Raw genomic sequence first — 16,287 nt, forward strand, 5'->3', positions numbered from 1 at the left:
TCCGGTTTTATCATGTCTTGAAATCTGGCTCAGAATCGGTAAAAGTTTTGTAAAAGGGGTTGAAAAATCCGCCCGGCCGTAGTATCATAACGAGGCCGAACGGCAAATCTCAGTTTCAGGAGGCGTTTGATTTCCATGTCCAGTGACCATACGGATCACCCCAAACAACGTTTCTCCTGCGATGCGGGCCAGGCGAATGAGTCTGCCGCGTCCTGAACTGCATGTGCCCATGATACACCGCAGGAGTCAAGCATGACCGACGCGGTGTATTTTTTATGCCCGGAATGGGCAGGAAGGGAACCAAGATGCAGAAGAAGAATTACCAGGAAGAGATCCTGAACCTCATCCACAGCGGTCTGCCGCAGACAGAGCTGGCGGAAAAGCTTTCCGACTACCACGAAAATGACCTGGCCGATGCGCTGACGGCGCTGACGCCGGACGAGCGCCAGAAGCTGTACCAGGTGCTGGGCATCGAGCGGGTGGCGGAGATCTTCTCCTACCTCGACGATGCAGAGCCGTATCTGAAAGAGCTGCCCTCGGAAAAGGCGGCGAAAGTCGTCTCCAACATGGATTCGGACGATGCGGTGGACGCGCTGGATGACCTCGAAGAAGAGGACAAGGCCAAGATCGTCGGCCAGCTGGATCGCGACTCCGCTGAGGATGTCCGGATGCTGCTCTCCTACGGTGAGGATGAGATCGGCAGCAGCATGACCACCAACTACATCTCCATCCGGAAGGATATGACCATCCGGCAGGCGATGAGCGAGCTGGTGAAGCAGGCGGGCGAGAACGACAATATCTCCACCCTGTACGTCGTGGACGAGAACGACAAGTTCTATGGTGCCATCGACCTGAAAGACCTTATCATTGCCCGCGCGGACGACCGGCTCGAAAAGCTCATCGCGCGGTCGTACCCCTATGTGACTGACCACGAGAAGATCAGCGACTGCATCGACCGCATCGTGGACTACGCCGAGCGCTCGCTCCCGGTGCTGAACGATGCAGGCAAGCTGGTCGGCATCATCACCTCGTCCGACGTGGTCGAACTGGTCGATGACGAGATGGGCGACGATTACGCAAAACTGGGCGGTCTGACCAGCGAAGAAGACTTGAACGAGGGCGTTTTCGAGAGCGTGAAGAAGCGCCTGCCCTGGCTGATCGCCCTGCTCTTCCTCGGAATGCTCGTCTCCTCGGTCGTCGGTGCGTTCGAGTCGGTGGTGGCAGTGCTGCCCATCGTCATCTGCTTCCAGTCCATGGTGCTGGATATGGCCGGCAACGTGGGCACCCAGTCGCTGGCCGTGACCATCCGTGTGCTGGTGGACGAGAACCTGACCACCGCCAAAAAGCTCCAGCTGCTCTGGAAGGAGATGCGGGTCGGTCTGGTGAACGGCGCACTGCTGGCTGTGATGGCGCTGGGCTTCCTGGGCTGCTACATCCATTTCTTCAAGGCCTATGCCTGGGGCGAAGCCTTCCTGCTGTCCGGCTGTGTCGGCGTGGCGCTGATCATCGCCATGGTCGTTTCCAGCCTGGTGGGCACGGTCATCCCCATGCTGTTCCACAAGATCCACATCGACCCCGCTGTGGCCTCCGGCCCGCTCATCACCACCATCAACGATCTGGTGGCCGTTGTGGTCTATTACGGCCTTGCCATGGTCGTTCTCATTGATCTGTTCCATCTGGGTTGATCACAATACAAAACCCTCTCCGTCAAAGCCTGTCGGATTTGCCACCTCTCCCGAAGGGGGAGCTGGCATTGCGAAGCAATGACGGAGAGGGTTTCTTAATGGTTGGAGATCCAGTACCGCTGGGTCAGGGTTCCATCCTGCGGGTCAAACTGTTCGTCTTCGAGGACGCCGCCGTTGGCGCGGATGGTTTTGGCGGAAGCGACGTTGTAGTGGTCGCAGCAGATGCGCACCTTCCCGATGCCGCGCGCTCTGGCCTGTTCCAGCGTCAGGCGGAGCATCTGGGTGGCATAGCCGTTCTGCCGCTCGGAGGGGCGGACGCTGTAGCCGATGTGCCCGCCGTAGGTGAGCAGATAGTCGTTCAGGTGATGGCGCAGGTTGGTCATGCCCACAAGGCGTTCGTGCTCGTCCAGCGCCAGATATTCGGTGGCAGGAACAAGCCCGGCGGGCGTCGTGCGGGGATCGGTCAGTTTCCGAATCTGGGCCAACCAGGCGTCGAAATCGTCGAACTGGTCCAGCGCCGAGGTGCCGTCCATCCGGGAGCCGAGGGCGAGAAATTCCTCCCGATAAGCCATGACCTGTTCGCGGTCGCGCTCGTCCGGCTCCCGCAGGTGGATTTTCTGCGGCGGGGTGCGGCGGGTGGCCGTGCGGAGGTCTGGGGCTTTCATCAGGCCGTGGCGGTTGCAGTAAAAATAGAGCACCCCGGCGCCCCGCAGCGGGAACCGGCAGCTGGCTTCGCCCTCCGGGTAGAGCTTGACGAGCTGGAGCTTGTCGCCGGTGAGGTAGGCGATGAAGGAGATGAAGTGGCTCTTCTCCATGGGGTGGTGCAGGGTAACGAAAAGTTCATCCTCCACCCGTTCAATGGTCAGCTGGTGCTTCTCGTCGGCATCATCGGCCTCCGCGATATCCAACGCGGGCAGCGTGATGCCGCAGCAGCTCACCACGGCCTGACCGGTGGAGTGGAGCACGTTCCCGCAGAGGGGGCAGACGTAGAGCTTGGAACGCAGCAGATTGGCGGCACGGTTTCGGTTGACCACCGGTTCGCCCTGCATCAGTTCCAGCACCGACACGCCCAGTGCAGCGGCCAGCGGTTCCAGCAGGGAGATATCGGGCAGGCCCTTGGCGGTCTCCCATTTGGAGACCGTTTTGGCGCTGACCAGGAGCTGGCGGGCAAGCTCTGCCTGCGTCAGGCCCTTGGCTTCCCGCAGCAGCCGGATGGTGCTTCCGGTCACATAGGTATTCATAATGGATTCCTCCTGTTCATTTGCGTTGCAGACAGGATAGCATAGAAAACCCCTCTGCGCAACCTACGCTGCGTAGAGGGGTCTTGGTTTACTGTGGCTTCATTGCTTCGGAGGATTCTTTCTGTGCCGCTTCCAGTTCATCGACGCGATGCTGCAAAGCAGTGATTTTATCATCCATTTTCATGAACGCCCATACAAGGACAGAAAGCACGAGCGCAGGCGGTATGACCATCAGCAGAGACTGCTGGCAATAGAGCAACAGGGAATAACCGCCGAATACGGTAAAAATGAATACGAAAAACAGGCAGGCTATAAAAACAGCAAGAAATCCCATGGTATGGTTCCTTTCACTCTGTAGTGTCGTCCTCGTCCAGCTCGATACTGAACACGGCCTTTTTCAGCTTGCCGCAGCCCTGCGCCTTCAGGCCGGACTTGTACGGCTCCCCAGCCAGATAGAGGACGAAGCGGCCTTCGCAGAGCATCCCGGCAATGCTGGTGCCCGCGCTGCCGACCGTGATGTCAGCAGCCTCGTCGGTGGGTTTGGTGGGGCTGAACTCGCCCAGCGAGACTTCAAACAGCTCGCTGCCTTCGAGGTCGGTCTCCAGCGTCAGGTGGGTGTCCCGGCGGACGAAGGGGGCCTTGTCGCCGGGCTGCGGGGTCACGGTGCTGACCGTGACGACGGCCTTCTCGCCGAGGATGCGGGTCTTTCCAGCGGGGAGGTTGTTGATGTCCCGCGCCATGACGAACTCGATGACGGCATCCAGATTTTCGCTCATGCCCAGATAGTTGGGCAGGTTGTTCAGGGTATCGTAGATCATAAACAGGCTCCTTATTCTGTGTCCTTCGGGTCAGTCAGCAGTTCTTTGATGCTGGGCACCACGCCGCCGAGGTTTTGCAGCTCGGACGGGATGATGATCTTGGTGGCCTTGCCGTTGGCGACCTTGGCCAGTGCTTCCAGACTGCGGATGGCCAGCACCTTGTCGCTGGGCATGGCCTCGTTCAGCAGGCGGATGGCGTCGGCGTTGGCCTGCTGCACCGCGAGGATGGCCTGTGCCTCACCCTCGGCTTCGAGGATGCGCTGCTGCTTGACGGCGTCGGCGCGGAGGATGGCGGCTTCCTTTTCGCCCTCGGCGGCGGTGATGGCGGCCTGCTTTTCACCGTCGGCCTTCAGAATGACGGCGCGCTTCTCGCGCTCGGCCTTCATCTGCTTTTCCATGGCCTCCTGGATCTCACGCGGGGGGATGATGTTCTTGACCTCGACGCGGTTGACCTTGATGCCCCACTTGTCGGTGGCTTCGTCCAGGATGGCCGTGATCTTGCCGTTGATGACATCGCGGCTGGTCAGGGTGTGGTCCAGCTCCATTTCACCGATGATGTTGCGCAGGGTGGTGGCAGACAGGCTCTCGATGGCCGCAATGGGCTGGTTGACGCCGTAGGTGTAGAGCTTGGCATCCATGACCTGGAAGAAGACCACGGTGTCGATCTGCATGGTGACGTTGTCACGGGTGATGACCGGCTGGGGAGGGAAGTCGGCGACCTGCTCCTTCAGGCTGACCTTTTTGGCCACCCGCTCCACGAACGGGATCTTGACGTGCAGGCCGGCGCTCCAGCTGTCGGAGTAGCTGCCCAGCCGCTCGATGACGTAGGTCATGGACTGGGGCACGATGACGATGTTGGTGATGACGATGAGAAGGATGACGAAGACCAGTGCAAGGATCACAAACAGCATGATGGGCATAGGAACGCTCCTTTTTTCAGTGGGTGGATGATTCGGTCAGGACAGGCTCCACGATGAGCAGGGTACTGTGGATCTCGGTCACACGGCAGGTCTGGCCCGGCTCCAGTGCGTCGCCGGGGGTGGCGCAGCGGGCGTTCCAGTCCACGCCGTCCAGCCGGACACGGCCGGTCTTTCCGGCGGAGACCGGGGTCAGGACCTTTGCCTCGCGGCCAAGGCTGCGGTCGCCGTTGGTGGGGGTGTGCTTCCGGCGCAGCTTGTCAGCCAGCGGCTTGAACGCCGCCAGGCAGAGGATGCTGACCACGATGAACACCACCGCCTGCACCCGGAACGACGGCCAGAACAGGCAGCTCAGCAGAGCGGCCGCGCTGCCCGCTGCAAACCAGATGGATACCATGCTGAAGGTCATCCCCTCCAGCACCAGAAAGCCGATGGCTGCGATGAGCCAGAAGATGGGGTCGATGGGCATAGATACTCCCTCCCTTGCAGATGGAAACGAGACGAAGGGTCTCTTTTCGTTTATTATATAATAACAAGAGCGGGATTACAAGATGTCCTGATTTAAGAAAACAAGGCCCGCGGTCTTGCGATCCCACGGGCCTTGTTCGTTGAGGGTCAGATATAATCGTAGTAGCTGTGGTTCGGGTTGTGGCCGACCTCTTCCACCACGATGGTGAAGCCCATGGGGTTCACTTCGGTGCTCTTGCCGCTGGCCAGCGTCTCCACGATGATGTGTTCGGTGCGGTTGACGATGATCTCCGCCGTCTCCGCCTCGCCGATGCGCTGGTAGTGCAGGATGCCGCCCTCGGCCCGCAGGACGTTGAGCTTGCCGGTGCGGAACGCCTCGCAGGTGTGGCGTAGCTGGGCCAGCTGTGCCAGAACGGGGCGCAGACGCTGCTCGTGGGCGTCCCAGCGGAAGAAGGCCCGGTTGAACGGGTCGCGGTAGCCCTGCATGGCGATCTCGTCGCCGTAGTACAGGCAGGGCACACCCGGCAGGGTGTAGATGATGGCGTAGGCCATCCGGAGCCGGAGCAGCCCCTCCTCATAGGCGTCGCCGGTCACACAGCGGCCGCTCTGCCATTCCCGGCCCCGGCCGTTGGCGGGCTCGTCGGCGATGACGGTCAAGGCGCGCTCAGTGTCGTGGGTGGAGAGGAAGTTCAGTGCCGTGTCCATGGCGGGGGCAGGGTAGTGCTCGCAGATGGTCAGGATCTCGTTGGCAGCCTGCTCGGCGGGCTTGCCCTTGACGAAATCCAGCACGGCATTCTTGAACGGATAGTTCATCACGCTGTCCAGCCCCTTGCCCAGCAGGTAGGTGCGGCGCTGGTTGAAGCCGTATTTGGTGGTGGCGTCCTCCCAGACTTCGCCCAGCAGGAACTTTTCGGGGCTGACCCGCTTGACGGCGGTGTGGATCTGTTCGATGAACTCATCCGGCAGCTCGTCGGCCACATCCAGCCGGAAACCGGCGGCACCGCGCCGCAGCCAGGTATCAATGACGCCGCCCACGCCGGTGATGAACTCGACGTAAGAGGGGGTCTCCTCGTTGACTTCGGGCAGGGTCTCGAAGCCCCACCAGCTGCGGTAGCCGCCCTTGTACTTCGGGTCGAAATCGTACCAGCTGCGGTACGGGGAGCTGGGATCGCGGTAAGCGCCGCCCTCGCCGTAGCGGCCCTCGCGGTTGAAATAGCGGCTGTCGGAACCGGTGTGGCTGAACACACCGTCCAGCACGATGCCGATGCCGTACTTCTTCGCCTCGGCGCACAGCGCCTCGAACTCTTCGTTGGTGCCCAGCAGGGGGTCTACGTTGAGGTAGTCGGCGGTGTTGTAGCGGTGGTTGGAGTGCGCCTCAAAGATGGGGTTCAGGTAGAGGAAATCCACGCCCATCTCGTGCAGGTAGGGCAGCTTGAGCTGGATGCCCTTCAGGTCGCCGCCGAAGTAGTCCTCGTTCAGATGGCCGCCCACCTCATTGGGCTGCCAGAAGGGTTCGGCGTGTTTGTCGGCCTGATAGATGCGGTCCGGGAAGGGCATGGGCTTGTTCTCTACCCCTTCGCAGAAGCGGTCCGGGAAGATCTGGTAGAATACTTTGCCCTTGATGGACTCCGGCGTCTCGAAGGCGGCATCGTAGACCGTGATCTGCCATTTCTCACCGTCCTGCCAGCTGACCATGCCGCAGTTGTCCGGCCCGCGCACGATGCGGCGAAAGTCGGTGTAGAGGTCAAAATAGTAGAAGTAGAGGCCGGGGTCGTTGAGGGTGACTTCGACCGAGAAGTGGTTCTGCTTGGGGGTCTGGCCGTTGAAGTTCATCCGGTAGTATACCGGCACGTCGAATCGGCCCTCTTTCTGAAGGACGAGGTGCGGGTCCACATAGCCGAGTTCTTCGGGGATGCAGAGGGAGAGCCGGACGCTCTGCCCGGCCCGCACGGCACCGAAGGGCTGCTTGAAATAGGGATCGTAGCTGTTGAACAGGCAAGACAAGTCGGGTCGTTCCTTTCTCGAAAAAAGCTCCGGAGCCGTTGTACAGTCCGGAGCTTTTGGTATCATGAGGTTAAAGCAAAGCCGCGCCGCAGAACGTTTTCTGCGAAACTGCGCTTTACCCGTCTGCCAATGGCTCCCACTTCGGGGGAGCTGGCAGCACGAAGTGCTGACTGAGAGGGTTATTTCACGACAGGTGCGTTCCAGATGTCGCGGGCGTAATCCAAGACGGAACGGTCGGCGCTGAAGATGCCGCTGTTGGCGATGTTCTTCAGGCTCATGCGGGCCCAGGCCTCACGGTCGGCATACAGACGCTGCAGGTCGGCCTGTGCACGGCGGTAATCCTTGAAGTCGGCCATGACCATGTACGGGTCGCTGCTGCGCAGGTTCTCGGTGACTTCGTGGAAGTTCTCGCCGTTCCAGCCGCGCTCCAGGAAGTTCAGGGCTGCGTTGGCCACATCGTCGCCCATGATGAAGGCGTTGGGGTGATAGCCGACCTGCTTGAGGTTGTTGACCTCAGGCGTCAGCATACCGAAGATCAGCTCGTTCTCCTTGCCGGCGGCATCGGCGATCTCGACGTTGGCACCGTCCAGAGTGCCCAGCGTGATGGCACCGTTCAGCATGAACTTCATGTTGCCGGTACCGGAAGCCTCGGTGCCTGCCAGAGAGATCTGCTCAGAGACCTCGGCAGCGGGCATCAGGTGCTCACTCAGGGAGACGCAGTACTCTTCCAGATAGACCACGCGCAGCTTTTCGCGGACGGCGGGGTCGTTGTTGATGAGGTCGCCCAGCTTGCAGATCATGCGGATCATCTGCTTGGCCATATAGTAGCCGGGAGCAGCCTTTGCGCCGAAGATGTAGGTCTTGGGGATGAAGTCGGCGTTGGGGTTCTCCTTCAGGTACAGATACTGAGCAGCGATGTTCAGCGCGTTCAGGTGCTGGCGCTTGTACTCGTGCATCCGCTTGACCTGGCAGTCGAAGATGGAGTTCGGGTCGATGGACTGGCCGGTGCTCTTCTCCAGATAAGCGGCAAAGTTCTTCTTGTTGTCCAGCTTGATCTCGTTCAGCTTCTTCAGCACGGTCTTGTCATCGGCATACTTGTTCAGCTTGCTCAGGTCAGCAGCGTCGTGCTTGTAGCCGTCGCCGATGGTCTCATCCAGCAGCTTGCACAGCTCCGGGTTGGAGGCGAGCAGCCAGCGGCGGTATGCGATGCCGTTGGTCACGTTCTTGAACGCCTTCGGCTTGAACAGGTAGTAATCGTGGAAGACGCTGTCCTTGATGATCTCGCTGTGCAGCTTGGACACGCCGTTGATGCTGTGCGAGGTATAAGCGCAGATGTTGGCCATGCGGACCTGGTTGTCGCCGATCAGGGCCATATAGTTGATCTTGCCCTCGTCGCCGGGGAATGCCTTCTCCAGCTCTTCGCGGGCGCGGCGGTTCATCTCGACCACGATCTGGTAGATGCGGGGCAGGGTCATCTTGAAGATGTCCACATTCCACTTCTCCAGAGCCTCGGCCATGACGGTGTGGTTGGTGTAGGCGAAGACCTTCTGGCAGATGTCGAAGCTCTTGTCCCAGCCAAAGCCGCACTCGTCCAGCAGGATGCGCATCATTTCGGGGATGGCCAGGGTCGGGTGGGTATCGTTCAGCTGGATGGCCACCTTGTCGCCCAGGTTCTCCAGGGTGCCGTAGGTAGCCAGGTGGTTCTGGACGATGTCGCCGATGGAAGCGGCAGACAGGAAGTACTGCTGGCGCAGGCGCAGGATCTTGCCCTCGACGTGGTTGTCGTTGGGGTAGAGGACCTTGGAGATCAGCTCGGCGTTGGCGTTCTTGCTCATGGCCGTGTTGTAGTTGCCCAGAGAGAAGCTGGACATATCAAAGTCCGGGGCCTTTGCCTGCCACAGGCGCAGCTTGGCAACGCCCTTTCCGTCGTAGCCCTGCACGTACATGTCGGAAGGCACCGCCATGACGCTGTTGTAGTTGGTGTGCTGGATATAGTGGAAGCCGTGATCCCAGTTCTCGTGGATCTCGCCGTCAAAGCGGACCTCGATGGCCTGATCCGGGTGGCTCTTCAGCCAGACCTGACCGCCGGGCAGCCAGTTGTCGGCGCGTTCCTGCTGCCAGCCGTCCACGATCTTCTGCTTGAAGATGCCGTACTCGTACAGGATGGAGTAGCCGGTGCCGCAGATGCCGGTGGTGGCCATGCCGTCCAGATAGCAGGCTGCCAGACGGCCCAGACCGCCGTTGCCCAGACCGGCATCGGGCTCTTCCTCGAAAATGCCGTCGATGTTGATGTCAGCAGCGGCCAGAGCCTGCTGTGCCACATCGTTCAGGCCCAGATTGAACAGGCTCATCTTCAGGCTGCGGCCCATCAGAAACTCCATGCACAGGTAATAAACCTGCTTGGAGCCGGTGCCGATCGCCTTGGACTGGAACTTTTTGTGGTTCTCGCTCATCATCTGGCGGCAGATCAGAGCAAGGGAACGATAGATCTGCTGGTTGGAAGCAACGCTCAGATCCACGCCGTACTCGCTGGTCAGCTTTTCCTGAAGAATTTTTGCAAATTCTTTCGTAGTCATAAAGGAACTCCTATCCGCACACTCACGGGTGCTCTTTCTGAATTTGAACGCAGCAGGGAAACTCTCCTCTTTCCCTCAGCCCTGCTACACAACAATGATATTATAATCAGTTCTGCGCATGAATGCAAGGAAAAGAGCCAATTTTTGCCGTTACTGCTATTTTTGGACCCGTCTTTCTGACAAATCTGCTAAAAATTCAGATTTAGCACTTTTTCTTGCGCTCCATTTATATTATAATAAGGGTACAGCGGGCCGGGGGGCTGCTGCAGGAGAACGGCGGCACCCCGGCAATTCGGAGAGAAATTCCGCTCAGAACGAAAAAGCCGCGCCCCGGTTTTCGGGCGCAGGCGGGTTTGTGCCCGAAGATCCCGAAAATGCGTCCGAAAAACCGGGAAACTCGGAACCGCTCCCGCCGTGCAGAGGCCATGCGGCGTGCAAAGTGAGGATACGATGGTTAATAAAGTGCGAGTGAACATTGCGGGCGCGCCCTATGCGATCGCAACGACGGATTCGGAAAAGTATATCACCTCTCTGGCCAAAAAGCTGGACGAGGATATCGCAAAGCTGCTGGACGGAAACGAAAATCTTTCGGTGACCAAGGCGGCGGTGTTCTGCGCCATGGACTATCTGGACGAGTACAAAAAAAGCACCGGCAGCGCCGAGAATATGCGCAGCCAGATCCAGAGCTATATCGCGGATGCAGCCCATGCGAAGCTCGCGGAGGATAAGGCAAAAGCTGAGAATGAGACGCTCCGGCGCGAAAATGCAGCCCTGCGGGAGCAGCTGGCCCGCCTGAAGGCAAAACAGGACCGCGAAAAGGCCGCGCAGACCGAGCAGGAACAGGAAAAACAGAGGGAACAGAATGTCGAAGATTGAGATCCTTGCCCCGGTGGGCAGTGAAGAGATGCTCCATGCCGCTGTGTTCAGCGGTGCGGACGCCGTGTATCTGGGGTTTTCGGGCTTTAACGCCCGCACCAGCGCGGGAAACTTTGATGCGGACAGCCTGAAGGAGGCCGTCCGCTTCTGCCATGTGCGCGGGGTCAAGGTGCATGTGGCGCTGAACACCACCGTTTACGGCACCGAACTGGCCCAGCTGGCGGATGCCGTGCGGGCCGTGGCCGCCAGCGGCGCGGATGCCGTCATCTGCCAGGACCTGGCCGTGGCAAAGCTCATCGGGGAGATCGCCCCGGAACTGCCCCGCCACGGCTCCACCCAGATGAGCGTCCACACCTTGCAGGGCGCGCTGGAGCTGAAGGACCTGGGTTTCACCCGCGTGGTGCTGGCCCGCGAGCTGAGCCTGTCGGAGGTGGAAGCCATCACCCGGAACTGCGGCATCGAGACCGAGTGCTTCGTCCACGGGGCGCTGTGCATGTGCGTCAGCGGCCAGTGCTACATGTCGGCTTTTCTGGGCGGGCGCAGCGGCAACCGCGGCTCCTGCGCAGGCCCCTGCCGCCTGCCGTTTGAGGCGAACCCCCTGCCGGAGGGCAGGCCGGGCCGCCTGCATCACCTGTCCCTGAAGGACAATTCCGTCATCGACAAGCTGGACAGGCTGCAGGCCATCGGCGTGGCCTCGGCCAAGATCGAGGGCCGTCTGCGCACACCGGAATACGTGGCGGCGGCGGTCAATGCCTGCCTGGCGGGCCGCGAAGGCCGCGCCTATGACCGCGACCTGCTGAAGAATGCGTTCAGCCGGTCCGGTTTCACGTCCGGCTATCTGGACGGCAAGATCGACGGCACGATGTTCGGCGTCCGCAGTGAGGCCGACGCGGAACTGACCCGGAAGACCCTGCCCGCCCTGCGGGAGCTGTACCGCCGGGAGCGCTCCCGTGTGCCGGTGAAGATGAAGCTGGAGATCGAGGAGGGCGGCGAGAAGCTGACCGTCACCGATGCAGACGGCAACCGTGCCTTTGCCTACGGCGACGCCGAACCCCAGCCCGCCCGCACCGACCCCACCGAGAGCTTGCAGCGCAGCCTGTCCAAGACGGGCGGCACACCGTTCGCGGTGGAAAAGATCGACGTGGAGATGGACGGCGGGCCGTGGTTCGTGCCGGGTAGCGCCGTCAATGAGCTGCGCCGCACCGCGCTGGAGGGCCTGCAGCAGAAGCGCGAGACCCTGCGCCCCTGGCCGGTGCACGAGGTGGAACTGGCTCCGCTGCCGCAGCGCACTTTGCCGCCCCATCGGACCCTCCGCGCCCGGTTCGAGAGCTGGGACCAGGTGCCGGAACAGGCACTCTCCAGCCTCGAAGCGCTCATCCTGCCCATCGCGCAGGCAGACCGCGTCCCCCGTGCGTGGCGCAGCAAGACCATCCTCGAACTGCCCCGCGTCATGTTTGGCGCGCTGGAAGCGGACACCGCCCGCCGCATCGCGGCGACGCAGGAGGCCGGGTTTGCGGGCTACGAGGCGGGCAACATCGCCCACCTGCGGATGTGCCGGGGCCTGCCGCTCTCCGGCGGTTTCGGCCTGAATGTGACCAACCAGCTGTCGGCTCAGTTCTATGCCGACCACGGCCTGAACGCCATCCTCATCCTGCCGGAGGTCAAGGACAGCGACATTGCGTCCATTGCCCCGGCGCAGAACGGCCAGCCGGTGCCCACGGGCGTGATCGTCTACGGCCACATGCCGCTGATGGTCACCCGTGCCTGCCCGCTGCAAAATATCCACGATTGCGCCCACTGCGACAAGACCGGCCTGCTGACCGACCGCAAGGCCAAAAAGTTCCCGGTGCGCTGCGGTATGGGGGTGCGTACTATTTATAATCCGGTGCCCATCTACATGGGCGACAAGCCCGGTGCCCTGACGGTGGACTACGGCGTGGCCTATTTCACGCTGGAGACCCGCGAGGAAGCCGCCGCCATTCTGGACAGCATCCGCCAGCATGCCCCGTTCGAGGGCGAGTTCACCCGCGGGCTGTATTTCAAAGGAACGAATTGAGGTATAACATGGAACCCATCACGGTAAACTATAAAGTATTGGATGTGCGGGCGAAGGTGCCCGCCTATGCGACGCCGGGCGCGGCCGCAGCCGACCTGTGCGCGGTGCTGGACGAACCCCTGACCGTGGCCCCCATGCAGCGGGTGCTGGTGCCTACCGGCCTTGCCATCGAGCTGCCCGGCGCTCACTGCGTGGCGCTGGTCTATGCCCGGAGCGGCCTGTCCATCAAGCACGGCCTGTGCATGGCCAACGGCGTCGGTGTCGTGGACAGCGATTATCGCGGGGAACTGAAGGTGCCCATGGTCAATCTGGGCGGCGAGGCCTACACCATCCAGCCCGGTGAGCGGGTGGCGCAGCTCTGCATCGCGCCGGTGTACACCGCAGCCTTTGCGCAGGTGGAGGAGCTGGGCGGCACCCAGCGCGGCGAGGGCGGCTTCGGCTCGACGGGAAAATAAAATGAAACAACTGATTTTGGCCTCCGGCAGCCCCCGGCGCAGAGAGCTGCTGAGCCTGTACACCACCGATTTTACCGTCTGCGCCAGCGATTTTGACGAGAGTACCGTGACCGCCGACACCCCTGCCGAGCTGGTGGAAATGCTGGCGCGGGGCAAGTGCCGGGCGGTCTCGGCCCAGCACCCCGGCGCGGTGGTCATCGGCTGCGACACCGTCGTGGACATGAAAGGGGAAGTGTTCGGCAAGCCCCACAGCGTGGAGGACGCCAGACGGATGCTGCGGGCCCTTTCCGGTGCGGTGCACGAGGTCCACACCGGCGTCTGCATCTCGGACGGCACCCGCACCGAGAGCTTCGTGGACACCTGCCGCGTGAAGTTCTTCCCCATCTCCGAAGCGGAGATCGAGCGCTATGCCGCCACCGAAGAACCCTACGACAAGGCCGGTGCCTATGCCATCCAGGGCCGCGCGGCCCTCTGGCTGGACCGCATCGAGGGCGACTATTACACCATCATGGGGCTGCCCGTCAGCCGCACCATCCGGCTGCTGGAGCGATTTTGAGCGGTTTGGCGCGGAGATTTATGAAAAAATCCGGAAAAACCTGTAAAAACGCTTGAGAAAACTTCTGCTTGCGGCTATAATATAGTCGTGTTATTCTGCGATCGGCGGCGGATTGGTTTGCGCCGCCCTGCGTTTTGGATAGACCGGAAATACGAAGGAGAGCTTCATTATGAGTTTGTTTTCAAAAGACGTTGGCATTGATCTGGGTACAGCCAACACCCTGGTTTACATGAAGGGAAAGGGCATCATCATGCGCGAGCCGTCCGTTGTGGCGGTGGACACCAAGACCGATGAGGTCCGCTGCGTGGGCACCGAGGCAAAGGCCGTCATCGGCCGCACCCCCGGCAGCATCGTGGCCGTCCGCCCTCTGAAGGACGGCGTCATCGCGGACTTTGACATCACGGCCAATCTGCTGGAGAACTTCCTGAAGAAGGCCTGCGGCAACAGCATGTTCTCCCGCCCCCGCGTGGTCATCTGCATCCCGTCCGGCGTGACGGAAGTCGAGCGCCGTGCGGTGCGTGAGGCGACCCTGAAGGCCGGTGCCCGTCAGGTCTCCGTCATCGAGGAGCCCATGGCTGCGGCCATCGGTGCAGGCCTGCCCATCAGCGAGCCCACCGGCAGTATGATCGTGGACATCGGCGGCGGCACGGCCGAGATCGCTGTCATCTCGCTGGGCGGCATCGTGGCATCCCGCAGCGTCCGGATGGCAGGCGACATGTTCGACCAGGCCATCATCGCGTTCATCAAGCGCAAGTACAACCTGCTCATCGGTGAGCGCACTGCCGAGCAGATCAAGATCGAGATCGGCTCTGCTTACCCCCTGGACCCCGAAATGACCATGGAGATCAAGGGCCGCAATCTGGTGGACGGCCTGCCCAAGAACATCGTCGTTCACTCCGAGGATGTGCGCGAGGCTCTGCTGGAGTGCCTGGTGAAGATCACCAGCGCCATCAAGGAGACGCTGGAGCGCACCCCGCCGGAACTGAGCGCCGACATCATCGACCACGGCATCACCCTGACGGGCGGCGGCGCACTGCTGCGCGGTCTGGACCAGCTGATCCAGAGCGAGACCGGCATCGACGTGCATGTGGCTGAGGACCCGCTGGACTGCGTGGCCAAGGGCGCAGGTGCCGTGCTGGATCATGTGGACGTCCTGCATGACGTTCTGGATACCGACGGGCCCCATATGTAACAGAGAGTGCGGACGGCTCTGGCTGTCCGCGCTTTTTTGCAACCGGAGGAAGTTCCCTTGAAAGATTTTTTCGATACCTGGAAATTTAAGATCCTCATCGGCATCGCGGTGTTCCTGGTGGGCATCATGGCCTATGCCGGTGCCAACGACCGCCTGACCGCCGCCCCGCAGGAGCTGCTGAGCGTGGCCGTGGCCCCGTTCCAGAAGGCGGCGGCCATGGTGGGCGACCGCGTGGCCTCCCTGTGGGAGAACTACACCAACATCGGGGCCATTCTGGACGAGAACGAGCAGCTCACTGCCGAAAACGCCGAGCTGCGCAAACAGATGGTGGACTACGACCGGCTCAAGGCGGAGAACGAAGCCTACAAGGCGCTGGCCAACATCCAGAACACCCGCCCGGAGATGAGCTGCGTCTCGGCCTTTGTTATCGGCCGCGACCCGCTGGATGCCTTTTACGGCTTCACGCTGGATCAGGGCTCGGTGGACGGCGTGGAGCTGAACGACACCGTCGTCAGCGACGAGGGCTATCTGCTGGGCATGGTGGTGGAAGTGGAAGCCACCAGCTGCAAGGTCATGACCATCCTGCACCCCAACTTCAACGCGGCGGGCGTCGTTTCCCGCACGCGGGACAACGGCATCATCACCGGCAGCTCGGACTATGCGGCTGACGGCCTGTGTGTGCTGACCAACCTGAACCGCAACACCCTGACCCGGAAGAGCGATCAGGTCATCACCACGGGGCTGGGCGGCGTTTTCCCGGCGGATGTGCTGGTGGGCGTGGTCCGGGAAGTGGTGCCGGAGGTCAGCGGCAAATCGTCCATCGCGGTCATCGAGCCGGGCGCCGACCCGCGCACGGTGCGCCACGCATTCATCATCACCAATTTCTGAGGAGGCCCTGCCATGGAATCACGCCGCAAGCGCAAGCGCAGCCAGATCACCAAATGGGTCTGCTATGCTCTGCTGATGCTGCTGTGCACGGTTTTGCAGACCCTGCCGGGGCTGTTCCGGCTGGGGGAGGCAAAGCCCCTTTGGCTGCTGCCGCTGGCGCTGGCCGTCGCGGTGGAGGAGGGCGAGTTCGCGGGGGGCATCTTCGGTGCCGTCTGCGGCCTGATGTGGGACTACACCGCAGGCCGCACCGCCGGGATGCTGGCCTTTGAGCTGCTGCTGCTCTGCTTTCTGCTCTCGGCGGTCATGCAGCTCTACTTCAAGACCTCGGCGGCGAATGTTGTCCTGCTGGAAACGGCGGCGGTGCTGCTGGTGCTCTCGCTGGACTGGCTGTTCTTCTACTACATGCCCGGCTACAGCGGGGCAGTGGAGCGATATCTGTGGTTTGTGCTGCCCACGGCGGCGCTGACCATCCCGGTCTGTCTGGTGCTGTTCGGGGCAGTGCGCCGCATCCATGCGGAATTCAAGATCGACAACGACGCAGTCTGAACCGGCTGC

15 protein-coding genes are annotated in these 16,287 nt (G+C 61.5%); 8 read left to right on the forward strand and 7 right to left on the reverse strand.

Annotated features, from left to right (window positions below; all coding sequences use genetic code 11):
• The first annotated feature begins 305 nt into the window (after positions 1 to 305).
• Entirely contained in the window at positions 306 to 1,685 is a 1,380-nt protein-coding gene (mgtE, locus tag DWY95_RS01550) for a magnesium transporter (RefSeq protein ID WP_243082507.1), read from the forward strand.
• Positions 1,686 to 1,780: 95 nt separating this feature from the next.
• Here mgtE and DWY95_RS01555 read toward each other — a convergent pair whose 3' ends face one another.
• The 7 genes from DWY95_RS01555 to DWY95_RS01585 form a co-directional block, all read right to left on the reverse strand.
• Positions 1,781 to 2,926 carry a GNAT family N-acetyltransferase gene (locus DWY95_RS01555; protein ID WP_118551755.1) on the reverse strand — a complete coding sequence of 382 codons (1,146 nt, stop codon included), beginning with the start codon at positions 2,924 to 2,926 and terminating at the stop codon, positions 1,781 to 1,783.
• 88 nt (positions 2,927 to 3,014) lie between these two features.
• On the reverse strand, positions 3,015 to 3,260 hold the full coding sequence (locus DWY95_RS01560) for a hypothetical protein (RefSeq protein WP_118551757.1): 246 nt from the start codon (positions 3,258 to 3,260) through the stop codon (positions 3,015 to 3,017).
• A gap of 13 nt (positions 3,261 to 3,273) precedes the next feature.
• Positions 3,274 to 3,744: a YhcH/YjgK/YiaL family protein gene (locus tag DWY95_RS01565; RefSeq protein WP_118551759.1), complete on the reverse strand. Its 471-nt coding sequence runs from the start codon at positions 3,742 to 3,744 to the stop codon at positions 3,274 to 3,276.
• Between the two features lie 11 nt (positions 3,745 to 3,755).
• On the reverse strand, positions 3,756 to 4,664 hold the full coding sequence (locus DWY95_RS01570) for an SPFH domain-containing protein (protein ID WP_187116949.1): 909 nt from the start codon (positions 4,662 to 4,664) through the stop codon (positions 3,756 to 3,758).
• Positions 4,665 to 4,680: 16 nt separating this feature from the next.
• Positions 4,681 to 5,130: an NfeD family protein gene (locus DWY95_RS01575; protein WP_097792612.1), complete on the reverse strand. Its 450-nt coding sequence runs from the start codon at positions 5,128 to 5,130 to the stop codon at positions 4,681 to 4,683.
• A gap of 146 nt (positions 5,131 to 5,276) precedes the next feature.
• Complete coding sequence (locus DWY95_RS01580; RefSeq protein ID WP_118551761.1) at positions 5,277 to 7,133, reverse strand: glycoside hydrolase family 13 protein; 1,857 nt, start codon at positions 7,131 to 7,133, stop codon at positions 5,277 to 5,279.
• 179 nt (positions 7,134 to 7,312) lie between these two features.
• On the reverse strand, positions 7,313 to 9,709 hold the full coding sequence (locus DWY95_RS01585) for a glycogen/starch/alpha-glucan phosphorylase (RefSeq protein WP_118551763.1): 2,397 nt from the start codon (positions 9,707 to 9,709) through the stop codon (positions 7,313 to 7,315).
• A gap of 450 nt (positions 9,710 to 10,159) precedes the next feature.
• Between DWY95_RS01585 and DWY95_RS01590 the strand changes: the two genes are divergently transcribed.
• The 7 genes from DWY95_RS01590 (at position 10,160) to mreD (ending at position 16,278) form a co-directional block, all read left to right on the forward strand.
• Positions 10,160 to 10,585, forward strand: a complete 426-nt coding sequence (locus tag DWY95_RS01590; protein ID WP_097792609.1) for a cell division protein ZapA — start codon at positions 10,160 to 10,162, stop codon at positions 10,583 to 10,585.
• Positions 10,572 to 12,641, forward strand: coding sequence for a U32 family peptidase (locus DWY95_RS01595; RefSeq protein ID WP_118551765.1), 2,070 nt, complete (start codon positions 10,572 to 10,574; stop codon positions 12,639 to 12,641). The genes DWY95_RS01590 and DWY95_RS01595 overlap by 14 nt, the downstream gene beginning before the upstream one ends.
• Positions 12,642 to 12,649: 8 nt before the next feature.
• On the forward strand, positions 12,650 to 13,096 hold the full coding sequence (dut, locus tag DWY95_RS01600; protein WP_118551767.1) for a dUTP diphosphatase: 447 nt from the start codon (positions 12,650 to 12,652) through the stop codon (positions 13,094 to 13,096).
• A gap of 1 nt (position 13,097) precedes the next feature.
• Positions 13,098 to 13,652, forward strand: a complete 555-nt coding sequence (locus DWY95_RS01605) for a Maf family protein (protein ID WP_118551769.1) — start codon at positions 13,098 to 13,100, stop codon at positions 13,650 to 13,652.
• A 169-nt stretch (positions 13,653 to 13,821) separates the two neighbouring features.
• Complete coding sequence (locus DWY95_RS01610; protein ID WP_097792605.1) at positions 13,822 to 14,844, forward strand: rod shape-determining protein; 1,023 nt, start codon at positions 13,822 to 13,824, stop codon at positions 14,842 to 14,844.
• A 57-nt stretch (positions 14,845 to 14,901) separates the two neighbouring features.
• Positions 14,902 to 15,732 carry a rod shape-determining protein MreC gene (gene mreC / locus DWY95_RS01615; protein ID WP_243082509.1) on the forward strand — a complete coding sequence of 277 codons (831 nt, stop codon included), beginning with the start codon at positions 14,902 to 14,904 and terminating at the stop codon, positions 15,730 to 15,732.
• Between the two features lie 12 nt (positions 15,733 to 15,744).
• Positions 15,745 to 16,278, forward strand: a complete 534-nt coding sequence (gene mreD, locus DWY95_RS01620) for a rod shape-determining protein MreD (protein WP_118551771.1) — start codon at positions 15,745 to 15,747, stop codon at positions 16,276 to 16,278.
• The last annotated feature ends 9 nt before the right edge of the window (positions 16,279 to 16,287 follow it).

Origin of the sequence: Faecalibacterium sp. AF28-13AC (genome assembly GCF_003478405.1) — a bacterium.
In the GTDB taxonomy this organism is placed as follows: domain Bacteria; phylum Bacillota; class Clostridia; order Oscillospirales; family Ruminococcaceae; genus Faecalibacterium; species Faecalibacterium prausnitzii_E.